Annotated in this window: 22 protein-coding genes; 10 read left to right on the top strand and 12 right to left on the bottom strand. The window is 66.4% G+C overall.

What is annotated here, in order from left to right; genetic code table 11:
* Window positions 1–7: 7 nt before the first annotated feature.
* From metG to AACH06_RS05625, 4 genes are all read left to right on the top strand, one after another.
* Window positions 8–2,062: a methionine--tRNA ligase gene (metG, locus tag AACH06_RS05640; RefSeq protein ID WP_341424647.1), complete on the top strand. Its 2,055-nt coding sequence runs from the start codon at window positions 8–10 to the stop codon at window positions 2,060–2,062.
* A gap of 150 nt (window positions 2,063–2,212) precedes the next feature.
* Window positions 2,213–3,901 carry a SulP family inorganic anion transporter gene (locus AACH06_RS05635; protein WP_341424646.1) on the top strand — a complete coding sequence of 563 codons (1,689 nt, stop codon included), beginning with the start codon at window positions 2,213–2,215 and terminating at the stop codon, window positions 3,899–3,901.
* A gap of 46 nt (window positions 3,902–3,947) precedes the next feature.
* Window positions 3,948–4,151, top strand: a complete 204-nt coding sequence (locus AACH06_RS05630) for a DUF3460 family protein (RefSeq protein WP_341424645.1) — start codon at window positions 3,948–3,950, stop codon at window positions 4,149–4,151.
* A gap of 62 nt (window positions 4,152–4,213) precedes the next feature.
* Window positions 4,214–5,011 (top strand): segregation and condensation protein A, encoded by a 798-nt coding sequence (locus AACH06_RS05625; RefSeq protein WP_341424693.1) that lies wholly within the window; start codon window positions 4,214–4,216, stop codon window positions 5,009–5,011.
* Window positions 5,012–5,078: 67 nt separating this feature from the next.
* Here AACH06_RS05625 and AACH06_RS05620 read toward each other — a convergent pair whose 3' ends face one another.
* The 4 genes from AACH06_RS05620 to AACH06_RS05605 form a co-directional block, all read right to left on the bottom strand.
* Window positions 5,079–6,179, bottom strand: a complete 1,101-nt coding sequence (locus AACH06_RS05620; protein ID WP_341424644.1) for a hypothetical protein — start codon at window positions 6,177–6,179, stop codon at window positions 5,079–5,081.
* Window positions 6,180–6,260: 81 nt separating this feature from the next.
* On the bottom strand, window positions 6,261–6,950 hold the full coding sequence (locus AACH06_RS05615) for a response regulator (RefSeq protein ID WP_341424643.1): 690 nt from the start codon (window positions 6,948–6,950) through the stop codon (window positions 6,261–6,263).
* A 44-nt stretch (window positions 6,951–6,994) separates the two neighbouring features.
* Window positions 6,995–7,453, bottom strand: coding sequence for a MaoC family dehydratase (locus AACH06_RS05610; protein WP_341424642.1), 459 nt, complete (start codon window positions 7,451–7,453; stop codon window positions 6,995–6,997).
* Window positions 7,450–8,070 carry a nucleotide-binding protein gene (locus AACH06_RS05605; RefSeq protein ID WP_341424641.1) on the bottom strand — a complete coding sequence of 207 codons (621 nt, stop codon included), beginning with the start codon at window positions 8,068–8,070 and terminating at the stop codon, window positions 7,450–7,452. The genes AACH06_RS05610 and AACH06_RS05605 overlap by 4 nt, the downstream gene beginning before the upstream one ends.
* Before the next feature lie 196 nt (window positions 8,071–8,266).
* Between AACH06_RS05605 and kefF the strand changes: the two genes are divergently transcribed.
* Both kefF and kefC read left to right on the top strand, forming a co-directional pair.
* Entirely contained in the window at window positions 8,267–8,893 is a 627-nt protein-coding gene (gene kefF / locus AACH06_RS05600) for a glutathione-regulated potassium-efflux system oxidoreductase KefF (protein ID WP_341424640.1), read from the top strand.
* A gap of 3 nt (window positions 8,894–8,896) precedes the next feature.
* Window positions 8,897–10,783 carry a glutathione-regulated potassium-efflux system protein KefC gene (gene kefC / locus AACH06_RS05595; RefSeq protein WP_341424639.1) on the top strand — a complete coding sequence of 629 codons (1,887 nt, stop codon included), beginning with the start codon at window positions 8,897–8,899 and terminating at the stop codon, window positions 10,781–10,783.
* Window positions 10,784–10,879: 96 nt separating this feature from the next.
* Here kefC and AACH06_RS05590 read toward each other — a convergent pair whose 3' ends face one another.
* The 4 genes from AACH06_RS05590 to AACH06_RS05575 form a co-directional block, all read right to left on the bottom strand.
* On the bottom strand, window positions 10,880–11,560 hold the full coding sequence (locus AACH06_RS05590; protein WP_341424638.1) for a hypothetical protein: 681 nt from the start codon (window positions 11,558–11,560) through the stop codon (window positions 10,880–10,882).
* Between the two features lie 147 nt (window positions 11,561–11,707).
* Complete coding sequence (locus AACH06_RS05585; protein WP_341424637.1) at window positions 11,708–12,451, bottom strand: sulfite exporter TauE/SafE family protein; 744 nt, start codon at window positions 12,449–12,451, stop codon at window positions 11,708–11,710.
* Window positions 12,452–12,493: 42 nt separating this feature from the next.
* Entirely contained in the window at window positions 12,494–13,072 is a 579-nt protein-coding gene (locus AACH06_RS05580) for a malonic semialdehyde reductase (protein WP_341424636.1), read from the bottom strand.
* Window positions 13,073–13,141: 69 nt separating this feature from the next.
* Window positions 13,142–13,672, bottom strand: a complete 531-nt coding sequence (locus AACH06_RS05575) for a hypothetical protein (protein ID WP_341424635.1) — start codon at window positions 13,670–13,672, stop codon at window positions 13,142–13,144.
* A gap of 363 nt (window positions 13,673–14,035) precedes the next feature.
* On the opposite strand from AACH06_RS05575, the gene AACH06_RS05570 reads away from it, so the two are divergent.
* A complete protein-coding gene (locus tag AACH06_RS05570; RefSeq protein ID WP_341424634.1) occupies window positions 14,036–14,470 on the top strand; it encodes a DUF1841 family protein in 435 nt (144 codons plus the stop codon).
* Window positions 14,471–14,515: 45 nt separating this feature from the next.
* Here AACH06_RS05570 and AACH06_RS05565 read toward each other — a convergent pair whose 3' ends face one another.
* The 4 genes from AACH06_RS05565 to AACH06_RS05550 all read right to left on the bottom strand — a co-directional run bounded on the left by AACH06_RS05565 (window position 14,516) and on the right by AACH06_RS05550 (window position 20,304).
* Window positions 14,516–16,393 (bottom strand): hypothetical protein, encoded by a 1,878-nt coding sequence (locus AACH06_RS05565; protein WP_341424633.1) that lies wholly within the window; start codon window positions 16,391–16,393, stop codon window positions 14,516–14,518.
* Window positions 16,394–16,462: 69 nt separating this feature from the next.
* Window positions 16,463–18,043 carry an ABC transporter substrate-binding protein gene (locus tag AACH06_RS05560; RefSeq protein ID WP_341424632.1) on the bottom strand — a complete coding sequence of 527 codons (1,581 nt, stop codon included), beginning with the start codon at window positions 18,041–18,043 and terminating at the stop codon, window positions 16,463–16,465.
* A 136-nt stretch (window positions 18,044–18,179) separates the two neighbouring features.
* Entirely contained in the window at window positions 18,180–19,436 is a 1,257-nt protein-coding gene (locus tag AACH06_RS05555) for an HD-GYP domain-containing protein (protein WP_341424631.1), read from the bottom strand.
* Between the two features lie 214 nt (window positions 19,437–19,650).
* Window positions 19,651–20,304: a c-type cytochrome gene (locus AACH06_RS05550; protein WP_341424630.1), complete on the bottom strand. Its 654-nt coding sequence runs from the start codon at window positions 20,302–20,304 to the stop codon at window positions 19,651–19,653.
* A gap of 97 nt (window positions 20,305–20,401) precedes the next feature.
* On the opposite strand from AACH06_RS05550, the gene AACH06_RS05545 reads away from it, so the two are divergent.
* From AACH06_RS05545 to AACH06_RS05535, 3 genes are all read left to right on the top strand, one after another.
* Entirely contained in the window at window positions 20,402–21,244 is an 843-nt protein-coding gene (locus AACH06_RS05545) for an AAA family ATPase (protein ID WP_341424629.1), read from the top strand.
* A 76-nt stretch (window positions 21,245–21,320) separates the two neighbouring features.
* Window positions 21,321–21,914, top strand: a complete 594-nt coding sequence (locus AACH06_RS05540; protein ID WP_341424628.1) for a GNAT family N-acetyltransferase — start codon at window positions 21,321–21,323, stop codon at window positions 21,912–21,914.
* 182 nt (window positions 21,915–22,096) lie between these two features.
* On the top strand, window positions 22,097–22,903 hold the full coding sequence (locus AACH06_RS05535; protein WP_341424627.1) for a hypothetical protein: 807 nt from the start codon (window positions 22,097–22,099) through the stop codon (window positions 22,901–22,903).
* Window positions 22,904–22,938: the final 35 nt, after the last annotated feature.

The raw sequence follows: 22,938 nt of genomic DNA, 5'->3' as shown, positions 1-22,938 counted from the left end.
AAACACCATGACCCGCAAGCTCTTCGTCACCACCGCCCTGCCCTACGCCAACGCGCCCTTCCACATCGGGCACATGATGGAGTACATCCAGGCGGACATCTGGGTGAGGTTCCAGCGCATGCGCGGCTCGGAGGTGCATTTCGTCTGCGCCGATGACACCCACGGCGCGCCGATCATGATCGCCGCGGAAAAGGCAGGCAAGACGCCGCAAGCCTATGTGGCCGAAGTCGCGGCAGGCCGCGCCAAGTACCTCGAGGGCTTCCACATCGCCTTCGACAACTGGCATTCGACCGATGGCCCCGAGAACCATGCGCTCGCCAAGGAGGTTTACCTGGCGCTGCGCAAGAACGAACTCATCGACGTCAAGACGATCGAGCAGTTCTTCGATCCGGAAAAGGGCATGTTCCTGCCGGATCGGTTCATCAAGGGCGAGTGCCCGAAGTGCGGCACGAAAGACCAGTACGGCGACAACTGCGAGAACTGCGGCGCCGTCTACGCGCCCACCGACCTGAAGAACCCGTATTCCGCTCTATCGGGCGCCACGCCCGTCATCAAGAGCAGCGAGCACTATTTCTTCAGACTCTCCGACCCCCGCTGTGTCGAATTCCTGCAGGGCTGGATGAACGAGCCGGGCCGCCTGCAGCCCGAGGTGCTGAACAAGATCAAGGAATGGTTCGTCACCGACGAGACGGGCAAGACGGCGCTGGGCGATTGGGACATCTCCCGCGATGCGCCTTACTTCGGCATCGAGATCCCCGATGCGCCGGGCAAGTACTTCTACGTGTGGCTCGATGCGCCGATCGGCTACCTGGCCTCGCTCGCCAACTACTGCGGCAAGAAGGGCCTGAGCATGGAGAGCCTGCTGGCCGACCCGTCGCTCGAGCAGGTGCACTTCATCGGCAAGGACATCACCACCTTCCACACCCTGTTCTGGCCGGCGATGTTGCATTTCTCGGGCCGCAAGGTGCCGGATCACGTGTTCGTGCACGGCTTCATCACCGTCAACGGCGGCGAGAAGATGAGCAAGAGCCGCGGCACCGGCATCTCGCCCTTGAAGTACCTCGATCTCGGGCTGCATCCGGAGTGGCTGCGCTACTACATCGCCGCCAAGCTGAACTCGCGCGTCGAGGACATCGACTTCAACCCCGAAGACTTCTCGGCTCGGGTGAACTCCGACCTCGTTGGCAAGTACGTCAACATCGCCAGCCGCGCCGCGGGCTTCCTGGCCAAACGCTTTCAGTCCACCCTGTCGGGTGACCTGGGGGTGGAGGGCTCCAGCCTGCTGGAAACGCTGCGCGCGCACCGGCAGGCCATCGAGCAGCTCTACGAGGAGCGCGAGTACGGCAAGGCCCTGCGCGAAATCATGGCGCTGGCCGACAAGGTCAACGAGTACGTGGACCAGCACAAGCCCTGGGAGCTGGCCAAGAACACCGACAACGCCGCGGCGCTGCATGACGTATGCAGCACCTGCATCGAGGCGTTCCGGCTGCTGACCATCTACCTGAAGCCCGTGCTGCCTGCGCTGGCCGCGAGTGTCGAAGCCTTCTTGCGGGTGGAGCCGCTGGCGTTCGCCGACGCGGCACGCGCGTTGGGTGTGCACACGATCGGCACCTACACGCACCTGTTGCAGCGGGTCGACGAGAAGAAGCTCGAAGCCCTGTTCGAGGCGCCCCCCGCCCCTCAGGCGGCACCCACCCTGCCTGGCGGCGAACCGATCGCCGCGGAAATCAAGATCGACACCTTCGCCGCGGTCGATCTGCGCATCGCGAAGATCGTCAACGCCGAGCATGTCGAGGGCTCCGACAAGCTGCTGAGGCTGACGCTGGACGTGGGTGAAGGCCGCACGCGCAACGTCTTCTCCGGCATCAAGAGTGCCTATCGCCCCGAAGACCTGATCGGCAAGCTGACGGTGATGGTGGCCAACCTGGCCCCGCGCAAGATGAAGTTCGGCCTGTCCGAAGGCATGGTGCTGGCCGCCAGCCATGCCGACGAGAAGGCGAATCCCGGCATCTTCGTGCTCGAGCCTTTCCCGGGTGCTCAGCCCGGCATGCGGGTGCGTTGATGCCCCTGTGGCGCCAGCCATCGGCCCTGCGACGCCAGGCGTCGCAGGTCGTTGGCTTGTCGCCCCGCCGCCGATTCCTCGCGCGGGTCCACCACTGCGGTCCTCCGACGCGGCTCGCCGCCGCCGCGTCTTGCATCTCCCGGAGGACCCATGTCATTGCCGATCACCCTGCACCGCTTTCGCCCGCGCCTGCTGGACGCGCTGCGAGGCTACGACCGCCCCCACCTCGTTGCTGATGTCGGCGCCGGCATCACCGTTGGGGTGGTGGCGCTACCGCTCGCGATGGCCTTTGCCATCGCCTCGGGCGTCAAGCCTGAACAAGGGCTGTTCACCGCCATCATCGCCGGGTTCCTGATTTCTGCGCTCGGTGGCTCGAACGTGCAGATCGGCGGCCCCGCGGGCGCCTTCATCGTCATCGTCTACGGCATCGTCGAGCGCTATGGCCTGGCGAATCTGCTGATCGCCACCTCGCTGGCCGGCGTGCTGCTGTTCGCCATGGGCCTGCTGCGGCTGGGAGCGCTGGTGCGCTACATCCCGGTGAGCATCGTCATCGGCTTCACCAACGGCATCGCGGTGCTGATCGGCCTGTCGCAACTGAAAGATCTGCTGGGCCTGTCGATCGAGAAGATGCCCGGCGATTTCTTCAGCCAGATCGCCACGCTGGGGCGCCACCTGGACAGTTTCAACCCCTGGGCCCTGGCGCTGGGTGCCTTGAGCCTGGGCGTCGTCGTGCTCTGGCCCAAGAGCTACACGATGCCGATGGCCCCCCAAGGCCCAGCGCAGCATGTGCGCCGCTATGCTGCCCAGGTGCCAGGCACGGTGGTGGCCTTGGTGTTGGCCACGTTGCTCGCCCACTTTGCTGCCTTGCCCGTCGAGACGATCGGCAGCCGATTCGGTGGCATCCCGCAGGCTCTGCCGGCCTTCGAGCTGCCCGGATTCGAGTGGGCCACGGTGAAGCAACTGGTGATCCCCACGGTGACCATCGCGCTGCTCGGTGCCATCGAATCGCTGCTGTGCGCTCGCGTGGCCGACAACCTCACCGAATGGCCCCGCCATGATCCCAACCAGGAGTTGATCGCGCAGGGCGTGGCCAACTTCATCGTGCCGTTCTTTGGCGGCATCCCCGCCACCGGCACCATCGCGCGCACGGTCACCAACGTGCGCGCAGGCGCCACCGGCCCCGTGGCGGGCATGGTGCACGCCGCCACGCTGCTGGCCATCGTGCTGGCGGCCGCCCCGCTGGCCCTGCACGTGCCGCTGGCCGCGCTGGCGGGCATCCTCTTGTTCGTCGCATGGAACATGGGGGAATGGCGTGAATTTGCGCGGTTGAGGCACTTTCTGCTGCCCTACCGGGTGGTGCTGGTGGGCACCTTCGTGCTCACCGTCGTCTTCGATCTGACGGTGGCGGTGGAACTGGGCCTGCTGGCGGCGTGTGCGTTCTTCATCTACCGGATGAGCACCCTCTTCCGGGTCACACCGTTCGAAGCTGGCGAGGTGCAGCCCGGCGTGCAGGTGTTCGAGCTGTTCGGCTCACTGTTCTTCGGTGCGGTGGGCAAGATCGAGGCGCTGCAGGCACAGGTACCTGATGGCACCCGGGCGGTGGTGCTCGAAATGCACCGGCTGATCTCGCTGGACACGTCTGGCCTGGATGCGCTGGAGCAGTTGCACCTCGCCTTGCATCGGCGCGGCATCGCCTTGGTGCTCGCGAACGTGAACCCCCAACCACTCGGACTGGTGCGCCGTTCCGGCTTTGAAGCCACCTTGGGGGCGGAAAACATCGTGCCCACCGTCGCGGATGTGCGGTTGGCCGATGCCCCGGCTCACGGGCCCGGCGGCTAAAATGGTGGGTTAGCCCCAACCTGTCCTTGCCTGCCGAGGCGTAGCCATGCCGCTGTTCTGGAAACCCTACAAGTCCGAAGTCACCCAGTTCATCGATGAGCTGAAGGCCAAGCGTCCCACGCTGGAGGCCGAGCAACGTGCGGGCCGCGCGCTGCTGTGGGATCGCGCCCAGGACCGCGAAGCCCAGTCAGAGTACGACGCCGCGCGCGTGCGCCAGCAGGCCTACGTCTACCAGACGCAGCCGAAGTGAGCGACAACACGGCGGCGCACACTGACGCCGCCGGCCTGCCGCCGGCCTCGCCGGACGTGGACATGCCGCAGGCGATCGACGGCATTGCCGTCGCGCGCCTGTATGGCGAGCCGCTTTTCCGGCTGCCGACCGACCTGTACATCCCACCCGACGCGCTCGAGGTGTTCCTCGAAGCCTTCCAGGGCCCGTTGGATCTGCTGCTCTACCTGATCCGCAAGCAGAACTTCAACATCCTCGACATCCCGATGGCGGATGTCACCCGACAGTACCTGCAGTACGTCGACCAGATTCGCAAGCACAACCTGGAACTGGCCGCCGACTACCTCTTGATGGCCGCGATGCTGATCGAGATCAAGTCGCGCATGCTGCTGCCGCCGAAGAAAACCGACGACGGTGCCGAGCCGGAAGACCCGCGGGCTGAACTGGTGCGTCGCCTGCTCGAATACGAGCAGATGAAGCTGGCTGCGGCGCGGCTGGACGCGCTGCCCCAGCTGGGCCGAGATTTCCTGCGGGCCCAGGTGACGGTCGAGCAATCGCTGACGCCCCGCTTCCCCGATGTCTCGGTGGACGAGTTGCGCGAAGCATGGGCCGACATCCTCAAGCGCGCCAAGCTGCACCAACACCACAAGATCTCGCGCGAGCAACTGTCGGTGCGCGAGTACATGACGGTGGTGCTCAAGCGCCTGCAAGGCGAGCGCTTCGTCGAGTTCCAGGATCTCTTCGATGTCACCCGCGGCGCCCCGGTGATGGTGGTCACCTTCATCGCGATGCTCGAACTGGCACGCGAGCGGCTGCTGGAGCTGACGCAGGCCGAGGCGTTCGCGCCGATCTACGTCCGGCTGGCGTACACGCCGGCTTGAGCGCCTGAGCCCGTGGCAGGCCCGCACCGGGCGCCCGCCTTCCGTGCGGCGAGCGCTGGCCGGTTGATCACAGCCGCTTCAGCTTGAACGCCGACACCCGGAACGCTCCATGGGGCCCGTAGTTGGCAGCCGTGGCCGCGATGTCGCCGCGAGCATTGACGCCTGACGCCGCCGTCAGTGAACGCAGGTGACCCTTTCCGTCGCGGCATCCACCCACAACCAGATCGTCCAGCGCCACCGGCGCGGTGCTGTCGCCGAACCACGCAACGGCGCGCGCCAGCTCACCTTCGTCGGCCCTTGATTGGCCCAAGATGACCGAGCCATCCGCGCTGATGGCGTGCGCCTCACTCATCAGATCTCCCGGCAACGCGCCGAGATCGATCACCTCGCCCCCACGCCAAACGGCCGCATGCAGACGATAGGGGTGCTCAGCGGAATCGCTGTGGCCCACGACCACGCCGCGAAGGCTGATGGCGGTCGCTTCCGATCGAAAGCCGCCGGCCAGGGTGCCCAGGTCCTGAATCGTCCCGTGGGTCCAGCGCACGGCATGGCGACCACCGGTCGGCGCATCACTGACTCCAGCGACCACGCCGTGGTCATTGATCGCCGCGGCGAAGCTGCTGTAGCCGCCGTCGAGGGCACCGAGATCGATCGCCCGGCCCTGATCCCACAACGTGGCGTGCGTCTGGGGACCCGTGCCAACGTCCGTGAAGCCGACGATCTGGCCCTCGTTGTTGATGGAAACGGCATTGCCCACGCTGAGTTCGTCGCCCGACAGCGATGGCAGCGGTGACGGCTCACCGTTGACCCAGACGGCCGGGTGGTCGCCGCCATCACGCAGCTGTGCAAAACCCACGACCTGGCCGGCGTCATTGATGCCATAGGCACCGGAATGCAACCGTCGGCTTCGAAACAAGTAGCTGACGTGACCAGCGGCATCCCAGTGCGCTCCGGTCATGACATTCAGGCGCCTGGCAAAAAAGCCCAGGCCCACGACATCGCCACTGTCGTTGATGGCCCCCGTGAAGGCCTGTTGGCCGTCCAGATCGGCCCCCTCCAGTTTTTCGCAGCTGTAGCGAGGCAATTCGCCAGCGCACGCACCGATGGCAAACGCCCCCGCCGCCAGCAGAATCCCGAGGCTGCGGCCCCACGTGTTGAACTTGTTCATGCTTGCTTCGTGGACTTGTTGCTCGTCGCCGGCTCGAACGACCAGACCGCTTCCCGTGCTTTATCGGGACCTTATCGGACTCTAACGCGAAGCCGTGCCCCGCCGCTTCTGCGTCATCTGCCCCACCGCCAGCACCGCCTGCGTGCGTGAGCTGACACCGAGCGCGCGCAGAACCGCCTGCACGTGGTCTTTGATGGTCTCGACCGACAGGCCGAGGCGGCGTGCGATGTCCTTGTTGGACTTGCCTTGCAGCAGGAGGGTCAGCACATCCGCCTGGCGGGGGGTGATGCCCAGCTCTTCGAACGACGGCAGGCTCTCGCCCGTCGCCGGCGCGGGGGCTTCGGCCGCCGGGGGCGGCTCGTCGGCATCGCGGACGGGGTTGACGGTCATGGTCGGCACGTAAATGCCACCGGCCATCACCAGGCGCAAGGCCTCGGCCAAGTCTTCGGTGGTCATGCGCTTGGGCAGGAAGCCCATCGCACCGAGATCGATCGCATGGATGACGTCACTCGCGCGGTCGGACGAGCTGAGAACGACCACCGAGAGTTCGGGGTCGGTCTGGCGCACCTCGGTGAGCAGGTCGAAGCCGTTGGCATCGCCCAGCTGCAGATCGAGCAGCATCAGGTCGTGGTCCTTCTGCACGCCCAGCGTGAAGCGCGCCTCTCGGGCGCTGGACACGGCGTTGACGACCACGCCCGGGCTGAGGTTCTCGATCATCGCCTTCAAGGCGGACAGGATCAGCGGGTGGTCGTCGACCAGCAGGACTTTCATCAAGGCTCGTGGCTTTTTCGATCTCGGGATGTGATCGTAGCCCGTCAAACGTAACGGCGGGTCAATGACTCCGCGACGCACACTGGTTTCGCACTGCCCTCGCGCTCGATCGTGGCTTCGACCAGCAACTGGGCGCCGCCTTCGATCGGCTCGTAAGCCGTCAGCTTGAAGCGGGCGCGCAGCCGGCTGCCCACCGGCACCGGGGCCGGAAAGCGCACCTTGTTGAGGCCGTAGTTCAGGCCCATGCGGGTGTCGTCCACCACGAAACCGTGTTCGAAAAACCACGACAACAGCGACAGCGTCAAGAACCCGTGGGCCACGGTCGTGCCAAACGGCCCCGACGCCGCCCGGGCTGGATCGACGTGGATCCACTGGTGGTCGCCGGTCGCTTCGGCGAAGCGGTCGATGCGGGCCTGGTCGATATCCAGCCAGTCGGTGACGGCCAGTTCCTCGCCCACCCGCTGCGCCAGATCTGCCAGCCGGGGGATGTGGACCACGGTCATGGTGCGATCCACTCCAGAAGGGGTTGCCACTGGGCCATGTCGCGCTCCACGCGGCTGGGCGCCACATCCCACAGCGTCAGCCCGTGGGCGGCCAGATGCACATAGTTCTGGGTGTCGCGAATGGTCGCCACCATCGGCGCCGGCAGCGTGGCCACGTATTCCTGCAGGCGTTCCTGGGCAATGGTGTGGTCTTTCACCCTCATGCCCACCAGCCCGACCCGCATCTGCCGCGCCCGCGGGTGCGACTGCAGCTCCGCCAGGAAACCATGGGTGGCCTGGATGTCGAACAGGCTGGGCTGCAGCGGCACCAGCACGATGTCGGCCACGTTGAGCAACGCACCCAGCTTCTTGCCGTGCAGACCGGCCGGGGCATCGATCACGACGTGGGTGGTGCCCTTGGGTGGGCGCACCTGGCCGGTCTCCGCGCGAATCTCCCACGGGGCGATGCGAGGCGCGGCGGGCGGTCGCAGCGCCAGCCATTGGCGGGCGGATTGCTGGCGATCCAGGTCCCCCAGCATCACCGCATGGCCTTGGCGTGCCAATGCGCCCGCCAAGTTGGTGGCCAGGGTGCTCTTGCCCACGCCCCCCTTGGGATTTGCGATCGCGATCACCGGCATGCGCTGTGGTCTCCTGCTTTGGCCCGATGGGGCCCGTGCCACGGAAATCAAAGGTATGGTAACGGCCGGCCGGCCGGCGCCCGACCCGGGGAAGCCCGGCGGCCGCCAATGCGCTCCCCCCCTCAGCCCGCCTCACAGCCCGCCTCACAGCCCGCTTCACCGCCCACCTCACCGCCAGCCATTTGCCCTGAGTTTCATGCCCACTTCCGACCCCGCCGCGCCCGACATCGTCGTCTTGGTGGCCCATCCGCGCATGGAGCATTCGCGCGTCAATCGCCGCCTGATGGCCGCAGCCCAGGCGCTGCCCGCCGACCGCGTGCAGGTGCGCGACCTCTATCGCCTGTACCCTGACTACCTCATCGATGTGAACGCCGAGCGCCGGGCCGTGGCCGCTGCGCGGCTGCTGGTCTGGCAGTTCCCCTTCCATTGGTACGGGCTGCCGCCGCTGCTGAAGCTGTGGCTGGACGAGGTGTTCGGCTTCGGCTGGGCCTATGGGCCGGGCGGCGATGCGCTGCGCGGCAAAGACCTGTGGCTCACCGTCAGCACAGGCGGTGGCGAAGAGGCCTACCACCCCAGCGGCCACAACCGCCACTTCATCGACGCCTTCTGGCCCCCCGCCGAGCAGACCGCCGCCCTGGCTGGAATGAGGTTCCTGCCCCCGCTGGTGCTGCATGCTGCCCACCGCGTCGACGACGCCACCGTGAACGCCCACGCCGCGCTGTATGCCGACCGACTGGCCCAATACCCCGCCTGGCCTGAGCTGGCCGAGCTGGAAGCCGATTCGGCCTGCATCGTGCCGGCCACCGACCGCCCCGAAGACTGACGCATGGAAGAAGCACATTCCTCGAGCTGGCTGCTGACCAGCCTGATCTACCTGAGCGCCGCGGTGCTGGCCGTGCCGCTCGCACGGTTGGCGGGCCTGGGCTCCATCATCGGCTACTTGGCAGCGGGCATCGTCATCGGCCCCTGGGGCCTGAAGCTGGTGACTGATGCACAGACGATGCTGCATTTCGCCGAATTCGGCGTCGTGCTGATGCTCTTCCTTGTCGGGCTGGAACTCGAGCCCAAACGGCTGTGGGCCTTGCGGCGCCCCATCTTCGGCTGGGGCAGCTTCCAGACACTCGGCTCAGCCGCCCTGATGTGCGGCGCCGCCGTGGCCTTCGGTGTGGATTGGCGGCTGGCCCTGGTGGCATCGCTGGGCCTCGCCCTGTCTTCCACCGCGATCGGCCTGGGCGTGTTGGCTGAGCGCAACCTGATGTCGACGACGTCCGGACAGAGCGTGCTGAGCGTCGCTCTGTTTCAGGACATCGCGGCCATTCCCATTCTTGCGCTGGTGCCGATGCTGGCGGGCGAAAGCAGCCAGGGCGGAGGCTGGGTCGGCGCGCTGAAGGCGGTGGCGGTGATCGCGGCGATCGTTCTTGGCGGCCGGCTGCTGCTGCGCCCGGCACTGCGCTGGATTGCCCACAGCAACACGCCGGAGATCTTCACCGCGGCCTCGCTGCTGCTGGTGGTGGCCACCGCGGCGCTGATGCAGACCGTGGGCCTGTCGATGGCGCTGGGGGCCTTCCTCGCCGGGGTGCTGCTGGCTGAAAGCGAGTACCGCCGGGAGCTGGAAACCGACCTGGAGCCGTTCAAGGGGCTGCTGCTGGGCCTGTTCTTCATCGCCGTGGGCATGAGCATTGATTTCGGCGCCGTGCTGGCCCACCCTGGGTGGGTGGCGGCCCTGGTGGCAGCCTTTCTCGTGCTCAAGGCGGTGGTGCTGTGGGTGATGACCCGGCTGATGCCGATCCCGCTGGCCGAGCAACCGGTGTTCATCATTCTGCTGGCCCAAGGAGGCGAGTTCGGCTTCGTGGTCTTCCAGGCGGCCGCCCAAGCGGGCGTGATCGAAGCGCAGACCTCGTCGCTTCTGGTCGCGGTGGTCGCGATCTCGATGCTGCTGACGCCGCTGTTGCTGGTGATCACCGATCGGTGGTGGGCGCGTCGCATGGCGGGCCGCTCGACCACGCCGGGGATCGCGCCCATCTCAGAGGCGCAGAATGCACCGATCATCATCGCGGGATTTGGCCGCTATGGGCAGATCGTCGGACGCCTGCTGTTTGCCAATGGGCTGGCGGCCACCGTGCTCGAGCACTCGGCAGAGCAGGTTGAGAGCCTGCGCAAATGGGGCTGGCGGGTGTACTACGGCGATGCCACCCGGCTCGATCTGCTCCGCATCGCGGGGGCAGGCAGCGCCAAGGCGATGGTGGTGGCGATCGACGACGTCGAACAAAGCCTTCAGGTGGTCGATCTCGCGCAGGCCCACTTCCCGCAGCTGACGCTGGTAGTCCGCGCGCGCAACGCCCAGCACTGGTACGAACTGCACAAGCGCGGGGTCGTTCATATCGAGCGCGAGACCTTCGACTCGGCCTTGATGTCGGCGCGCAGCGTGCTGGAAACCTTGGGTTTCGAACCCCATCACGCCCGAACTTTGGCCTTGAAGTTCAGGCGGCACAACATCGATCAGTTGCATGAGCTGGCGCCTCACCGAGGCGATCGGGCGCGGCTGATGGCGCTCGCCAAGGCCGGGCGCCAGCAGTTGGAAGAGATGTTCGCCCGAGACCGTGCGCAGCGGGCCGACCAATCCGGCGGGACCGGCTGGCATGCGGACGATCACGCCGCCATGCCCAGTGATCCGCCCTCGGCCCCTGACAGCCCCACGCGACAGGGCCTCTGAGGCCGTTGCTCGCGACCGAGCCAGCGACAACGACCTGATCAGACAGCCCGCACCCGTCCCGGCCTCCAGGCCAAGATGGGTGCGTGCCTCGGCGCATCAGTTCGACGGAGCGGGCTCCGGCTGCGTTGCGGGCGTGGTGGGCGGCGTCTGAGGTGCCGTGTCAGGCTGCGCGGCCGGCGGCATCGCCGGCGCCGGGATGGCGCCGCTTTCGGGCTGGATTGCGGGCGCGGCGGGTACTGAGGGCATCGCCGCCGGAGGGACGGCGGGCGCCGTGCTCGCCTCTTCCTTGCGCACCACCGCGCGCGGCGGCGGTGGCGTGGGGACGCGCGGCGCAGGGGCTTCGACGCGCGGCGCAGGCGCTTCGACGCGAGGCTTCGAGACCGGGGCAGTCAGCGCCTCGGTCGTCTGCGGCGGCGCGGCTTCGGGAGGCGGTGCGGCCACGGCAGAGGGTTCCGGCGCGGGCGTCGGCGCAGGGCCGGCCGCCGGTGGCGCCTCATCGATCACCGTCTCCACCGCCTGGCCCTGAGCCAGCGTGGTGACGTGATCCTTGTGCTTGAACTTGTAGTTCATGCCGACCACCAACGCCACCACCGCGACGCCGATCACCACGGCGGGTACCACACGCTTGGCGTTGGACGTCGCGGAGCCCCACTGCTGGGCCGCGGCCGAAATCGCGCCGTTGACCGCCGAAGGCGGCTGCCACAGCGCATTGTCGAGGGATCCGTCATCGCGGTGGGGATGGACGGGGCGGGTCGGAGTGAAGTTCGGATGGTCCATGGCTCACAGCTTGAGCCCGCCCTTTCTCGATCTCCATGAGACGAAAGGTGGATTGACTGTGAGCCCCCTCCTACAAATGGCGCGTCCATTCGTGAACCATGTAAGCAGCCATCGCAAGGCCTGCGAGGGCCCCGCTGGCACGGAAAGCTAACGAACAGCGTCGTAGACCAGCTTGCAGCCCGTGAGCGCCATGCCGATGTGGAAGAGCCGGTAGAACCAGGTGGTGTCGATGCGCCGCACCACCTTCAAGCCGAGCCACACACCCAATGGCGCAAAGGGGGCCAGCGCCAGCGAGGTCGACAGGTTGCGCAGATCGATCAGGCCCAGCCAGGCATACGGCACCCACTTGCTGGCATTGATGGCCGCGAAGATCACGGCCATGGTGGCCGTGAACGCGACGGGCGTCAGTTTCTGAGGCAACAGGTAGAAGCTCACCGGTGGCCCGCCCGCATGGGCGACAAAACTGGTGAACCCTGAAGTCACGCCCAGGACCCACCCCAGCCAGCGTGGGGGTGGCGGCGCATCGGCCCGAGGCGGCCACACGACGCGAATCAGCAGGAAGGCCAGCGTGATGACGCCGACGATGCCCGCCACCGTTTTGGATGACAGCACACCGAACAGCACGGTGCCGACCAGCGTGCCGACCAGCCCGGCAGGCAGCAGCAGCCGCACCAGCGGCTTGTCGCGTTCACGCACCAGGGCCGCCAGCCCCATCAGATCCATGATCGCGAGCAAGGGCAGCATGATTGCGGCGGCCTGCGGCACCGGAACAGCCAGGGCCATCAGTGGCACCGCCAAGGCGCCAAAACCGGCACCAAAGCCGCTTTTGGACAGGCCCATCAACACCACCGCTGGGATCGCGGCGGCGTAGAACCAAGGGTCGGTGATCACGCTGTCACGTCACACGGGCGACGCGCCACTGCAACGCTGTCTTCAGGCAAGCGTGCAGGCCTCGTCGAAACTCAACCGCGGATCGCGCGGGTGCAGTCGGCTGGCGTCTCCCTGGCCGAGAGAGCAGACGACGATGCTGCGCTTGGGCGAGCCCGGCCAGAAGGCGGCATCGACCGCACCCGCGTCGAACCCACCCATCGGCCCGGCGTCCAGCCCCAAGGCGCGGGCCGCGACGATGAAGTAACCCACCTGGATGTGCGCATTGCGGATCGCCGCGTCGGTGGTCTTCTGCGGGTTGCCGGCATACCAGGACTGTGAATCGGCACTGGGAAACAGGCGCGGCAGGTGCTGCGTGAAGAGCAGGTCGGTTCCCAGAATCGCGCTGACCGGAGCGGCCCGCACCTTGGCTTGGTTACCCCCAGGGTTCATGCACTGGGCCAGCTTCTCGCGGCCTTCGGCGGTGCGCACGAAGACGATGCGCAACGGCGTGCAATTGCCAGCCGTGGGGCCGAACTTGACCAAGTCGTAGAGCGCGCGAAGGGTGTCATCCGACACGCTGGAGGGCAGGTATCCGCGGGCGGTGCGGGCTTCGGTGAAGAGTTGCTCGGTGCTGGTTTGCATCGGAGGGCCGGATTCGGTTGGCGACTGGACGATTGTCGCGCCCCGCCGAGGCCCCGGCCCGATCAGCGCTCAGCGCTGGAGACCCCGCGGCGGCACCTTGGCCGTGCGGCCCTTGGCGCCCGCCAAGCCATCGGGGGGAGCCTTGGGCAGCACCACCGTTGCACTCGCGTAGGGCGTGCCCACCGGCAGCAGCTGCGTGGACACATGGAAGATGTAGTTGTCGTTCCACTTGTGCCCGTTGCTGCTGTCGGCACACCCGCATACGCCGACCTGCAGCGTCTGCGCACTGCTGGACAAGTAAATCTGGGATCGGCTGATGGCCACACGGCCCGGAGCCGTCAAGCCGTACCCGAGGCCCTCCATGCCAAAGCGAGTGCTCTCCCCAGTGGGATACACCCTGCAGGCAAAGACCATCAATTCCGGCGCGCCATCTGCATAGCTGGTGCCCAACATCAGATCGGCATGAAACACCACCACCTGCCCTGCAGCCACCGTCACCGGCGCACTCACCGCCAGCGGGGCCAGGGCGAGGTGCGAATTGCAAAGCGTCGGAGTCAACACGTCGTTGGGAATGTCACCGTAGTCGTCTCGCGCCAGCAAGGTTCCTCCTGGGCCTTGCGGGCCCTGCTGGCCCTGCGGACCTTGCGGCCCCTGCGGTCCGACGGGCCCCACCGGGCCCGCCATGCCCTGCGGCCCTTGCTGCCCTTGCGGGCCCACAGGCCCAACGGGGCCGACAGGTCCGACAGGCCCCGCAGGACCTTTGGGCCCCCGTTCCACAGAACACGGTTCTGGCTGAAACTCGGACACCGCCGAAAGCCTGGCGCTCGATGGTTCCGAGGTTCATCAATCAGCCGATCGACGCGACGATTCTGCGGAGCGCCGGATGGCGGTGACCACCCCATGAACCCCGCGCGAACCCCCTGAAAGATAGGGGCGTGGCCGATCCAGACAGAATGCAGCCCCATGTTCCAACCCTCACAACACGATGTGCGCCGCTTCTTCTGCGAAGTCGCAGCCAAGCAGAAGCAGCAACAGCCGCTCGCGCCGATCGAGGCGCTGGCTGCAGGCTGGATCGACGAGCACCCGGAATACGCCACCGACCTGGTCGATGTGGACGCGGCGTTGGCCGCCACATACACGGTTGAAGGGGGCCGCACCAACCCCTTCTTGCACCTGTCGATGCACATCACTGTCAGCGAGCAATGCTCGATCGATCAGCCACGCGGCATCCGGCAGGCGGTGGAGCTGCTGGCCGCCAAGCGCAACTCACTGCACGACGCCCACCACGAAGTCATGGAGTGCCTGGGCGAGATGATCTGGGAATCCCAGCGCAGCGGCCGCCCGCCGGATGGCCTGGCCTACCTCGACCGCGTGCGGCAGCGGGCCACGCGCGACTGACGGTTCAGGGTCGCCACGGGCGCCAGGGCCAGGCGCCCGCCCGGTTCAAGTGCGGAAACTGCGCGCCAGCAGCAAGCCGCTGACCAGCAGGCCACCCACAGGAAAGGCGGCCGCGGCGGCCAGCACCAGGCGAATCGGCCACGACCACTCGCCGCGCGCCGTGAAGCGCCACACCCCCCACGCCCCCAACGCCGCGCCCAGCAGCATCGCCATGCGGAACCCCAGGCCGGGCCGGGCCATGGCCATCATCAAGGGCGCCACGACCAGCCCGAGGCCCAGCCACAGACGGCTTGCACCCGAGCCGTCTGCGCCCACATGATCGGCAGCATCGTCTTCCTGCGCTTCCCGCCGGCGGCGTGCCAGGGACTCCCTCGACACGCTGGCGTTGCCGGTCGACGCGCTGGAGCGTGAAGCCCCCGATCCCGGCGCTGCCGATGACGATGGAGATGACGATGGCGAGGCCGCCAACGCATCGGGCGACGGCAGGCGCACCTGCGATTCGATCACCGACCGCATCAGCCCGGGCCGCAGCAGGTCTCGCATCAGAGCGCGCGCCGCTTCTTTCTCGTCGGCCCCCACCTTCAGGCCCTCCGCGCGCTGTTGAGAACCCCGGCTGTGGGCAATCATGAACAGGGCGATGACCAGCGGGCGTGGGGCCCGCCAACGCTCGATGAGGACGGCGACGTTGTACGTGCAGTCGGCGTCGCCGGCCTCGGCCCCGCGCACATAGCAGTCGTACGCTCGAAGCAGATCGGGCTTCAGCCCCGCGCGCCCCCTCTCGAACTGAGCCCCCTGGGTGAGCAGCGCGAACGGCACGCCGTCGCCCGCGAACCAGGCGGTGACTTGTGCCAGTGGCTGGCCCTCGCGGGGCCACTCGCGAGGTGGCGCCGCGAGCTGCTCGCGCCACCAGGCCGCCTTGGCCGCGTCGGGGCGCTCATCGGGTTGGCCGATCCCACGCAGCAGCACGTGGTGCCGCAACTCTTTCGCTGGCCCGTGGTCCCACTCGGCCGAGACGCGGCTCCAGGTGTCGAAAGACTTCCAGACCGGCGGGGTGTGGGTGCTCATCGCACAAAACGCCACCCAGTAGGCCGCCACCTCGTGCCCCGCCGCCGCTGCGTCGTGCACATGATCGAGACCGGCCTTCCAGGTTCGGTTGTCCATCATCTCGCGCTGGCCGCGGGCGAACAGCTCGTCGAGAGCACGCCGCTCCTCATCGACGATCGCGAGCAAGGCGGGGCCTGCGGCCGCAGCCAATCGATCATGGATGGCGCGCAGCCGCGGTTGCTCACTCTCGCCGATCAGGCCCCAGCGCTCGTCGGCTTCGGCCCGGGATGCCTCGTCGTGCGCGCCCAGGCGCAGCAAGGCGTACGAGACCCACAGGTGGCGGCGCTGCCCATCCACGCCATACCTCAGCCGGCGGCCCAGCTCGAACACCGCCCCGGGCTGCCGGTTCGCCGCCGCCTGCCGCAGGGCTTCCCAACCCAGCTCACGCACCGAAGAGATCCCGCCGGCCGCGGCGGCCGACGGTGCCGGTCGCGGCGTGGGTGTCACCTGTCCGCGGTCGTCGACGCGACGCCCGTCGGGCAAGAAGGTGTCGCCCGTCTGCGGGTCGGTGATGACGAGCCCCAATCGGCCCGCCACCTCCACCGCCCACAGGTAGGCCGGCGTGAAATCATCGTGGCGCGTCGAGATGCCGAACACCAGCACGGCCTCGTCGGTCTCACCCGCCTCACTGCCGTCCAGCCAGACGCCCGTCTCCTCGGGGAACCGTTCGTACAAGCCCTTGCCGAATTCGATGAAGCGCGGGTTCTGGCCCGTCGCACCCTGCGCGAACAAGCGGCTGATCTGGCCGTCGGCCTCCTTGTAGGACGACGGCCACGGCCAATCGTCCGGCTTCTGCCACAGCTGCAGCGTGAAGCTCATGCCTTGTCCCTCCCAGCGCGCGCACCATGTTCAGTGCGCGGGCTCTGTCTGTCGTACTTTGGCGGCGCGCTACTTGACGGTCACCCACTGCAGCTCGAGCCAGTTGTCCGGCCGGTGAACCACGTTGACATTCTTGCGTGCCGCCCACGGAATGAACTGGCGATGCAGCGGGATGTGGTGCACCTGCTCGTTGTGGCGCAACAGGGCCTTCTTGATCAGTGCCTTGCGCTTCTCGACATCCGGCTCCTTGCTCGACGCAGCGACCGTGGCGTCGAGCTCGTCATCCTTGAAGTTGCCCCGGTTGTACTCACCCACGCCCTTCTCGGCACGGTTGCGGTAGATGGAGGTGAAGGTGGTTTCCGCATCGGTGATCGAGCCGCCCCAACCCAGCATGTACATCGACACGTCGAGCTTCTCCATCTTCGGGAAGTAGGTGGCCTTGGGCATCGAGTTGACGCGCACCTTGACCTTGATCTTCTCCCACATGCCCGCCAGCGCCACGCAGATCTTCTCGTCGTTGATGTAGCGATCGTTCGGGCAATCGAGCGTGACCTCGAAGCCCTCGGCATAGCCCGCATCGGCCATCAGCTTGCGCGCCGCGTTCAGGTCATAGGGCAGGCGCTTTTCCACCTCGGGATCGTTGAAGGTGCCCAACGGTGAGGGCATCACCGCGCCGGTGGGGCTGGCCTGGCCCTTCATCAGCTTGGACTTGATCGATTCGATGTCGACCGCCTGGTACAGCGCGCGGCGCACCCGCACGTCCTTGAAGGGGTTCTTGCCCTTGACGCTCGAATACAGTAGTTCGTCGCGGGCCTGGTCCAGGCCGATGAAGACGACCCGGTTTTCCGGGCCGTCGATGACCCGCACGCCGTCGGTGTTGCGCAACCGCTCCAGGTCGTTCGATGGCGGATCGAGCACGAAATCAACCTCGCCCGAGATCAGCGCCGCCACCCGGGTGGGATCGCTCTTGATCGGGGTGTAGATCACCTCCTGCACATTGCCTTCGACCTTGCCCCAGTAACCGGGGTTGCGCTTGAGGATGATCTTCACATCGGGCTGGCGCGACACCAGCACCCAGGGCCCCGTTCCATTGGCGTTCAGCACCGCGTAGGTCTCCTCCTTGTTGGTGAAGTCCTGCGGCTTGGTGACCTTGTGCTCCTCGCACCAGGTCTTGCTCATGATGTAGACGGTGTTCAGGTGCTCCAGGAAGATCGGGTCGAATTGGCTCAGGTTGAACTCGACGGTGTAGTCGTCGATCTTCTTGGGCTCGCCCAGCGCATTGGCATAGTTCGCGATCTGCGAAGTCTTCTCTTTCGCACGGTTCACCGAGAACACCACGTCGTCGGCCGTGAAAGGTCGTCCGTCGTGGAACTTCACCCCCTTGCGGAGCTTGAAGGTCCACTTCAGCGGGCCGTCCTGCTTCCATTCGGTGGCCAGCGAGGGCACGATCTTCAGTTGCTTGTCGCGGGCGACCAGAAACTCGTAGATCTGCGCGTTCATCGCATTGGTGAACAGCTCGTTCTGCGAAACCGGGTCGAGCGTCTGGACATCGCCGCGGCTGGCCCATTTGAAGGTCTGTGCTTGCGCGATGCCGGCGGTTCCGGCGAGCAGGGCCAGCGCCGAGAGCGCGGCCACCAGGGTGCGTGACATGGTCGGTTCTCCTCGAGCCCCTGTGGGCGGGGCGACCGGCGCAGTGTAGGCAAGCCCCGGGCCCGTGCAAGCGAGGGGATATCCCGTCGACCCGGGTCGGCGTCACTCAAGCGCAGGCAGCGCTCAGAGCTGCGGTTCAAAGGCGCCGAGGCGCCTGCTCTCCGGCCCACAGCTGATCAAGGTGCGGGAAGCGCCACGCCTTCGGGTCTTCGCGCGAAATGATCTTGTCGGTGCCGCGACTCAGATCGAGCACCTGCACCGGAATGGGCATGTTCGACTTGGTGGAGAAGAACACTTTCACCACCGGGGTGCCCAAGCTCTGCGCGTTCTGCTCCACGATGACCGCCAGGCGCCCTGAATGCAGCTTCACCAACGAGCCGATCGGGTAGATGCCCACGCCCTTGATGAAGGACTTGAAAACCGTCGGATCGAAGTGTCCCTTCCAGGTGGCCATGGCGGCGATCGAAGCAGCCGGGTCCCAACCGTTCTTGTAGGGGCGGTCCGAGGTGATGGCGTCGTACACATCGCAGACGGCGCCCATCCGCGCGACCAGGCTGATGCGATCGGGCGGCAGGCCATGGGGATAGCCGGCGCCATCCATCCGCTCATGGTGGTTCAGACACACGTCGAGCACCGCTTCGCCGGCACCGCGGCCTTCGACCAGCATTTCGTGGCCGCGCAGCGGGTGGGTCTTCATGACCTCGTACTCCATCGAGGTGAGCTTGCCCGGCTTGTTCAACACGTCCAGCGGCATGGCGGCCTTGCCCAGGTCGTGCATCAACCCCGCCAGACCCACCTCTCGACACACCTCCGGGGCCAGGCCCAGCTCGCGCCCCAGGGCCACCATCAGGGCGCACACCGCCACCGAGTGCAGGTAGGTGTAGTCGTCCTGCGTCTTCAGGCGCGCCAAGCTCACCAGCGCGCCGGGGTTGCGGTAGACCGAATCGGCGATGTCTGCCACCAGCGGCAGGCAGCGCTCTGCATCCGCGGCGCGGCCCAATCGAGCCTCGCCGAACATCGTCTTGACCTGCTGATGGGCCTCGCGGCACAGCGCCGCGGCCTGCCGCAGTTCATCCTGAAGCGTGCGAGTGGGCGGCGGCGGAGCGATTGCCGGAGCCGGCGACGGGGCGAGCGCCCGAGCGGGTGGCGGAGTGGCAACCACCGCCAGCGCCGGCGGCGCGGTGACGCTGACTTCGGCGGGCGGTGCCACATCCAGCCCTTGGCTCACATCGATCCATACGCCCTGCAGGCCGCTGGCGCGCAATTTGGCAAGCACGGCCGTGTCCCGGATGACGAAGCGCGTCTTCCAGAATGGGTGATCCATCCACGGGCCATCCAGCGCGTGCAGGTACATGCCCACGCGCACCTGGTCGACAGGAATCTTCTTCAGCATGGCCTGGGTGTGACTTGAACCTCGTCCTTCTGCGGCTGCCATGGCGCCGTGCGTATGACGGGTTATCGGCCGAACTCGCGGGCAGTGAAGCCCGGCCACGCGAACGGCTGTGCAAGCCGTTGCGCCCAAAGAAAAAGCCGCTGGATGACAGCGGCTTCGTTCGCTGCGCGGCCCGCGGAAGGCCACGCACTGTAGGGAATAGGGCGTCAGGCTCTCAGCGGAACTTCGCGTTCGGCACGGTGCGCAGGTCGCCTTGCAGCCCGGAGAGGAACTTGGCGATCTGCTCGACCTCGGTGTCCTTCAGCGGCTTGGCCATGGCGCCCATCGTCGCGTTGCTGCGGCCGACCAGGTGCTTGGTGTCGTTCTGATAGGCCCGCAGCGACGCCGTGAGGTAATCGGCGTACTGGCCTGCCAGGCGCGGGTTGGCCGGATCGGTGGTGTTGTTGAAGTTGGTGCCGTGGCAGGTCACGCACACGGCCATCTTCTCTTTCAAATCGGCCGGCAACTCGACCTGCGCCGGGGCAGCGGCCGCAGCCGCATCCTTGCCATGGCCTTCGTAGAAAGCGGCCAGATCGGCGATGTCTTGGTCGGTCAGCGAGCCGGCGATGGCGCGCATCGTCGGATGCTGGCGGTCACCCTTGCGATAGGCCTCGAGCGCCGAGACCAAGTACTTGCCGTTTTGACCGGAGATCTTCGGCACGCGGTAAATTTGCGGGAAGCTCGCTTGGTAGCCCTCGATGCCATGGCAGCCGATGCACATCGCATTCTTCTTCTCGCCAGCTTTTGCGTCGCCCTTGACTTGCGCCTGGGCCAACGAAGATGCGGCTGCCAATGTCACGCACAGGGAAATTGCCTTGATGTAGTTCATCGCCTGTTGGGGTGATTCGAGCGGATCAAGGATTATAGGGGCGCGCCTATACTGTCTCGAGCACCCCAACGCAGCTTTTCCCGGCGAATCTGTTCCCATGAAATTCGAAGGCTCCGACAAGTACGTCGCCACCCCCGACCTGATGCTCGCGGTGAACGCCGCCATCACTCTGAAACGCCCCCTGCTGGTGAAGGGCGAGCCCGGCACCGGCAAGACGATGCTGGCTGAGGAAGCGGCCGCCGCCCTGGGTATGCCTTTGCTGGAATGGCATATCAAGAGCACCACCAAGGCACACCAGGGTTTATACGAATATGACGCGGTCAGCCGGCTGCGCGATAGCCAATTAGGTGACGAGCGGGTCAAGGACATTCACAACTACATCGTCAAAGGTGTGTTGTGGCAGGCTTTCACCGCCGACAAACCGGTGGCGCTGCTGATCGATGAAATCGACAAGGCCGACATCGAGTTCCCGAACGATCTGCTGCGCGAACTCGATCGCATGGAGTTTCACGTGTACGAGACGCGGCAGACGATCCGCGCGGTACACCGTCCCCTCGTGTTCATCACCTCGAACAACGAGAAAGAGCTGCCCGACGCCTTCTTGCGCCGCTGCTTCTTCCACTACATCAAGTTCCCGGACGCCGAGACGATGACCAAGATCGTCGACGTGCACTTCCCCAACTTGAAAAAGGAGCTGCTCGCCGCAGCACTGAAGAGCTTCTACGACGTGCGCAACCTGCCGGGTCTGAAGAAGAAGCCTTCGACCTCCGAGTTGCTGGACTGGCTGAAGCTGCTGGTGGCCGAGGACATCCCCATCGAGGCGCTGCGCAGCCAGGACGACAAGGTCGCGTTGCCGCCTCTGGTGGGTGCACTGCTGAAGAACGAGCAGGATGTGACGCTGTTCGAGAAGCTCGTCTTCATGCAGCGCCACAACCGCTGACATCCCCCGGCGGCCATCCGTACCGCGTGCCCCAGGCCCGCTCATGGCGAGCCTGCCCCACAGAGCTGCGATTGCGATGATCAACGTCCAACCCGTCACCCTGGAACGCCACCCCGTCCGGCTGGTGCCCCTTTCACTGGAGCATGAAGAGGGGCTGAAAGCCGCAGCTGCAGATGGTGAGCTGTGGAACATCCGCGTCACCTCGGTGCCCGAACCTTCCAAGACCCGCGCCTACATCGAAACCGCACTGGAGCACCGAGCCGCCGGGCACCGCCTGCCGTTCGCCGTGCTCGATGCGGGCACCGGGCGCGTGCTGGGCAGCACCAGCTATCACGACATCGTTCCAGCGATCGACCGGCTCGAAATCGGCTGGACGTGGTACGCGCAAAGCGTCCAGCGCAGCGCCGTCAACACCACCGCGAAGCTGATGCTGCTTCAGCACGCCTTCGACACGCTGGGCGCCCAGTTGGTGGGCTGGCGCACCGACAACTACAACTTCGCCTCGCAACGCGCCATTGAACGGCTCGGGGCGAGGAAGGATGGCGTGCTGCGCCACCACGCCGTCCGTCGAGATGGCACGGTGCGCGACACGGTGATGTACAGCCTGGCTGCGGGCGAGTGGCCCGAGGTGCGCGCTCACCTTGAGTACCAGCTCGGCAAGCCGCGCTGAGCGAGTGCCGCGATTTCGCCTGCCGTCTTACCGGGTGCGCGCAGCAGACAGCCATGGGCCGACATCGGTGTCATGCGCCGTAATGACGAGTAATCGGCTGTAATGGCCACGCCCGCCTCCGGTTCCTAGAGTGAATGCCGGCCCTGAACCAGGCCGCCCACATTCAGCTCAAGGAGACCGTCATGCTGCCTTTTCTGTCAAGCATCATTTCCGCGGCCCTGCCCGTGGCCAAGATCGCGGCGCAGGTGTTGCCGCAAATCCTGGGGGCAGGCGAACGGCGCACAGCCGTCGGCGATGCGCCACCGGTTCCCCCGATCAGCAACACACTGATCGACTTCGTCGGCGATGAACAGCAGCAGAAGGTCTTCGCCGCCAACAACACCTCCCGCACCCTGGCCGTCACGTTCCAGAACAACGTCGACATTGGCGGCGCGATCGGACCGCAAAGCGAAACCTTTCCGCTGCCACCGCGCAACGCGGCCGACGTGACCAGAGACGTCGAGGTCAATTCGGACAGCGGCGTCGTCTGCGCCAACTACGCCGACGGCGTCGGCATCACAGCCGGCCCGGGCGCGCGCTTCGCCATGCTGTCGCTGCCGTTCCTGGCCACCGCGGCCTTCAGCGCCTTCGGCGGCAAGATCGGCTTCGAGCGCAGCACTGTCGAGGAAGGCGGCAAGCGCTTCGACCGCTGGATGATCACCAGCGACAGCAACCTGAAGAACGTCAAGTTCGACTACAAGACCCAGAACGGGCAGGACATCCACTTCAGCGCCGACCTGGAGAAGCAGAGCGTCATGAAGGACGGGGTGCTGGTCAATGCGTACACGCTGAACACCGACGCGGTCGGCCTGACCACCGGCCTACTGACCAATTTCAGCGTGACGCTGGAGACCGACGAAGCCAACTTCAACGCGCTGTTGTCCAAGCGCGAGCTGACCTCTTTCGACAAGCTGCCCGACCACGTGCGCGCCCGCCTGCGCAACGCTTGACCGCGAAGACACACGACGACGCGTGAACTCAACGG

It is taken from the genome of Ideonella lacteola (genome assembly GCF_038066555.1).
Classification (GTDB): domain Bacteria; phylum Pseudomonadota; class Gammaproteobacteria; order Burkholderiales; family Burkholderiaceae_C; genus Ideonella; species Ideonella lacteola.
Note: the sequence above shows the minus strand (reverse complement) of the source record. Positions and strands in the feature narration are given on the sequence as shown.

What these genes read in the sequence shown, in the direction of transcription:
- metG (WP_341424647.1), top strand. Translation starts at nt 8, where the DNA reads ATGACCCGCAAGCTCTTCGTCACCACCGCCCTGCCCTACGCCAACGCG.
- AACH06_RS05635 (WP_341424646.1), top strand. Translation starts at nt 2,213, where the DNA reads ATGTCATTGCCGATCACCCTGCACCGCTTTCGCCCGCGCCTGCTGGAC.
- AACH06_RS05630 (WP_341424645.1), top strand. Translation starts at nt 3,948, where the DNA reads ATGCCGCTGTTCTGGAAACCCTACAAGTCCGAAGTCACCCAGTTCATC.
- AACH06_RS05625 (WP_341424693.1), top strand. Translation starts at nt 4,214, where the DNA reads ATGCCGCAGGCGATCGACGGCATTGCCGTCGCGCGCCTGTATGGCGAG.
- AACH06_RS05620 (WP_341424644.1), bottom strand. Translation starts at nt 6,179, where the DNA reads ATGAACAAGTTCAACACGTGGGGCCGCAGCCTCGGGATTCTGCTGGCG.
- AACH06_RS05615 (WP_341424643.1), bottom strand. Translation starts at nt 6,950, where the DNA reads ATGAAAGTCCTGCTGGTCGACGACCACCCGCTGATCCTGTCCGCCTTG.
- AACH06_RS05610 (WP_341424642.1), bottom strand. Translation starts at nt 7,453, where the DNA reads ATGACCGTGGTCCACATCCCCCGGCTGGCAGATCTGGCGCAGCGGGTG.
- AACH06_RS05605 (WP_341424641.1), bottom strand. Translation starts at nt 8,070, where the DNA reads ATGCCGGTGATCGCGATCGCAAATCCCAAGGGGGGCGTGGGCAAGAGC.
- kefF (WP_341424640.1), top strand. Translation starts at nt 8,267, where the DNA reads ATGCCCACTTCCGACCCCGCCGCGCCCGACATCGTCGTCTTGGTGGCC.
- kefC (WP_341424639.1), top strand. Translation starts at nt 8,897, where the DNA reads ATGGAAGAAGCACATTCCTCGAGCTGGCTGCTGACCAGCCTGATCTAC.
- AACH06_RS05590 (WP_341424638.1), bottom strand. Translation starts at nt 11,560, where the DNA reads ATGGACCATCCGAACTTCACTCCGACCCGCCCCGTCCATCCCCACCGC.
- AACH06_RS05580 (WP_341424636.1), bottom strand. Translation starts at nt 13,072, where the DNA reads ATGCAAACCAGCACCGAGCAACTCTTCACCGAAGCCCGCACCGCCCGC.
- AACH06_RS05570 (WP_341424634.1), top strand. Translation starts at nt 14,036, where the DNA reads ATGTTCCAACCCTCACAACACGATGTGCGCCGCTTCTTCTGCGAAGTC.
- AACH06_RS05565 (WP_341424633.1), bottom strand. Translation starts at nt 16,393, where the DNA reads ATGAGCTTCACGCTGCAGCTGTGGCAGAAGCCGGACGATTGGCCGTGG.
- AACH06_RS05560 (WP_341424632.1), bottom strand. Translation starts at nt 18,043, where the DNA reads ATGTCACGCACCCTGGTGGCCGCGCTCTCGGCGCTGGCCCTGCTCGCC.
- AACH06_RS05555 (WP_341424631.1), bottom strand. Translation starts at nt 19,436, where the DNA reads ATGCTGAAGAAGATTCCTGTCGACCAGGTGCGCGTGGGCATGTACCTG.
- AACH06_RS05550 (WP_341424630.1), bottom strand. Translation starts at nt 20,304, where the DNA reads ATGAACTACATCAAGGCAATTTCCCTGTGCGTGACATTGGCAGCCGCA.
- AACH06_RS05545 (WP_341424629.1), top strand. Translation starts at nt 20,402, where the DNA reads ATGAAATTCGAAGGCTCCGACAAGTACGTCGCCACCCCCGACCTGATG.
- AACH06_RS05540 (WP_341424628.1), top strand. Translation starts at nt 21,321, where the DNA reads ATGATCAACGTCCAACCCGTCACCCTGGAACGCCACCCCGTCCGGCTG.
- AACH06_RS05535 (WP_341424627.1), top strand. Translation starts at nt 22,097, where the DNA reads ATGCTGCCTTTTCTGTCAAGCATCATTTCCGCGGCCCTGCCCGTGGCC.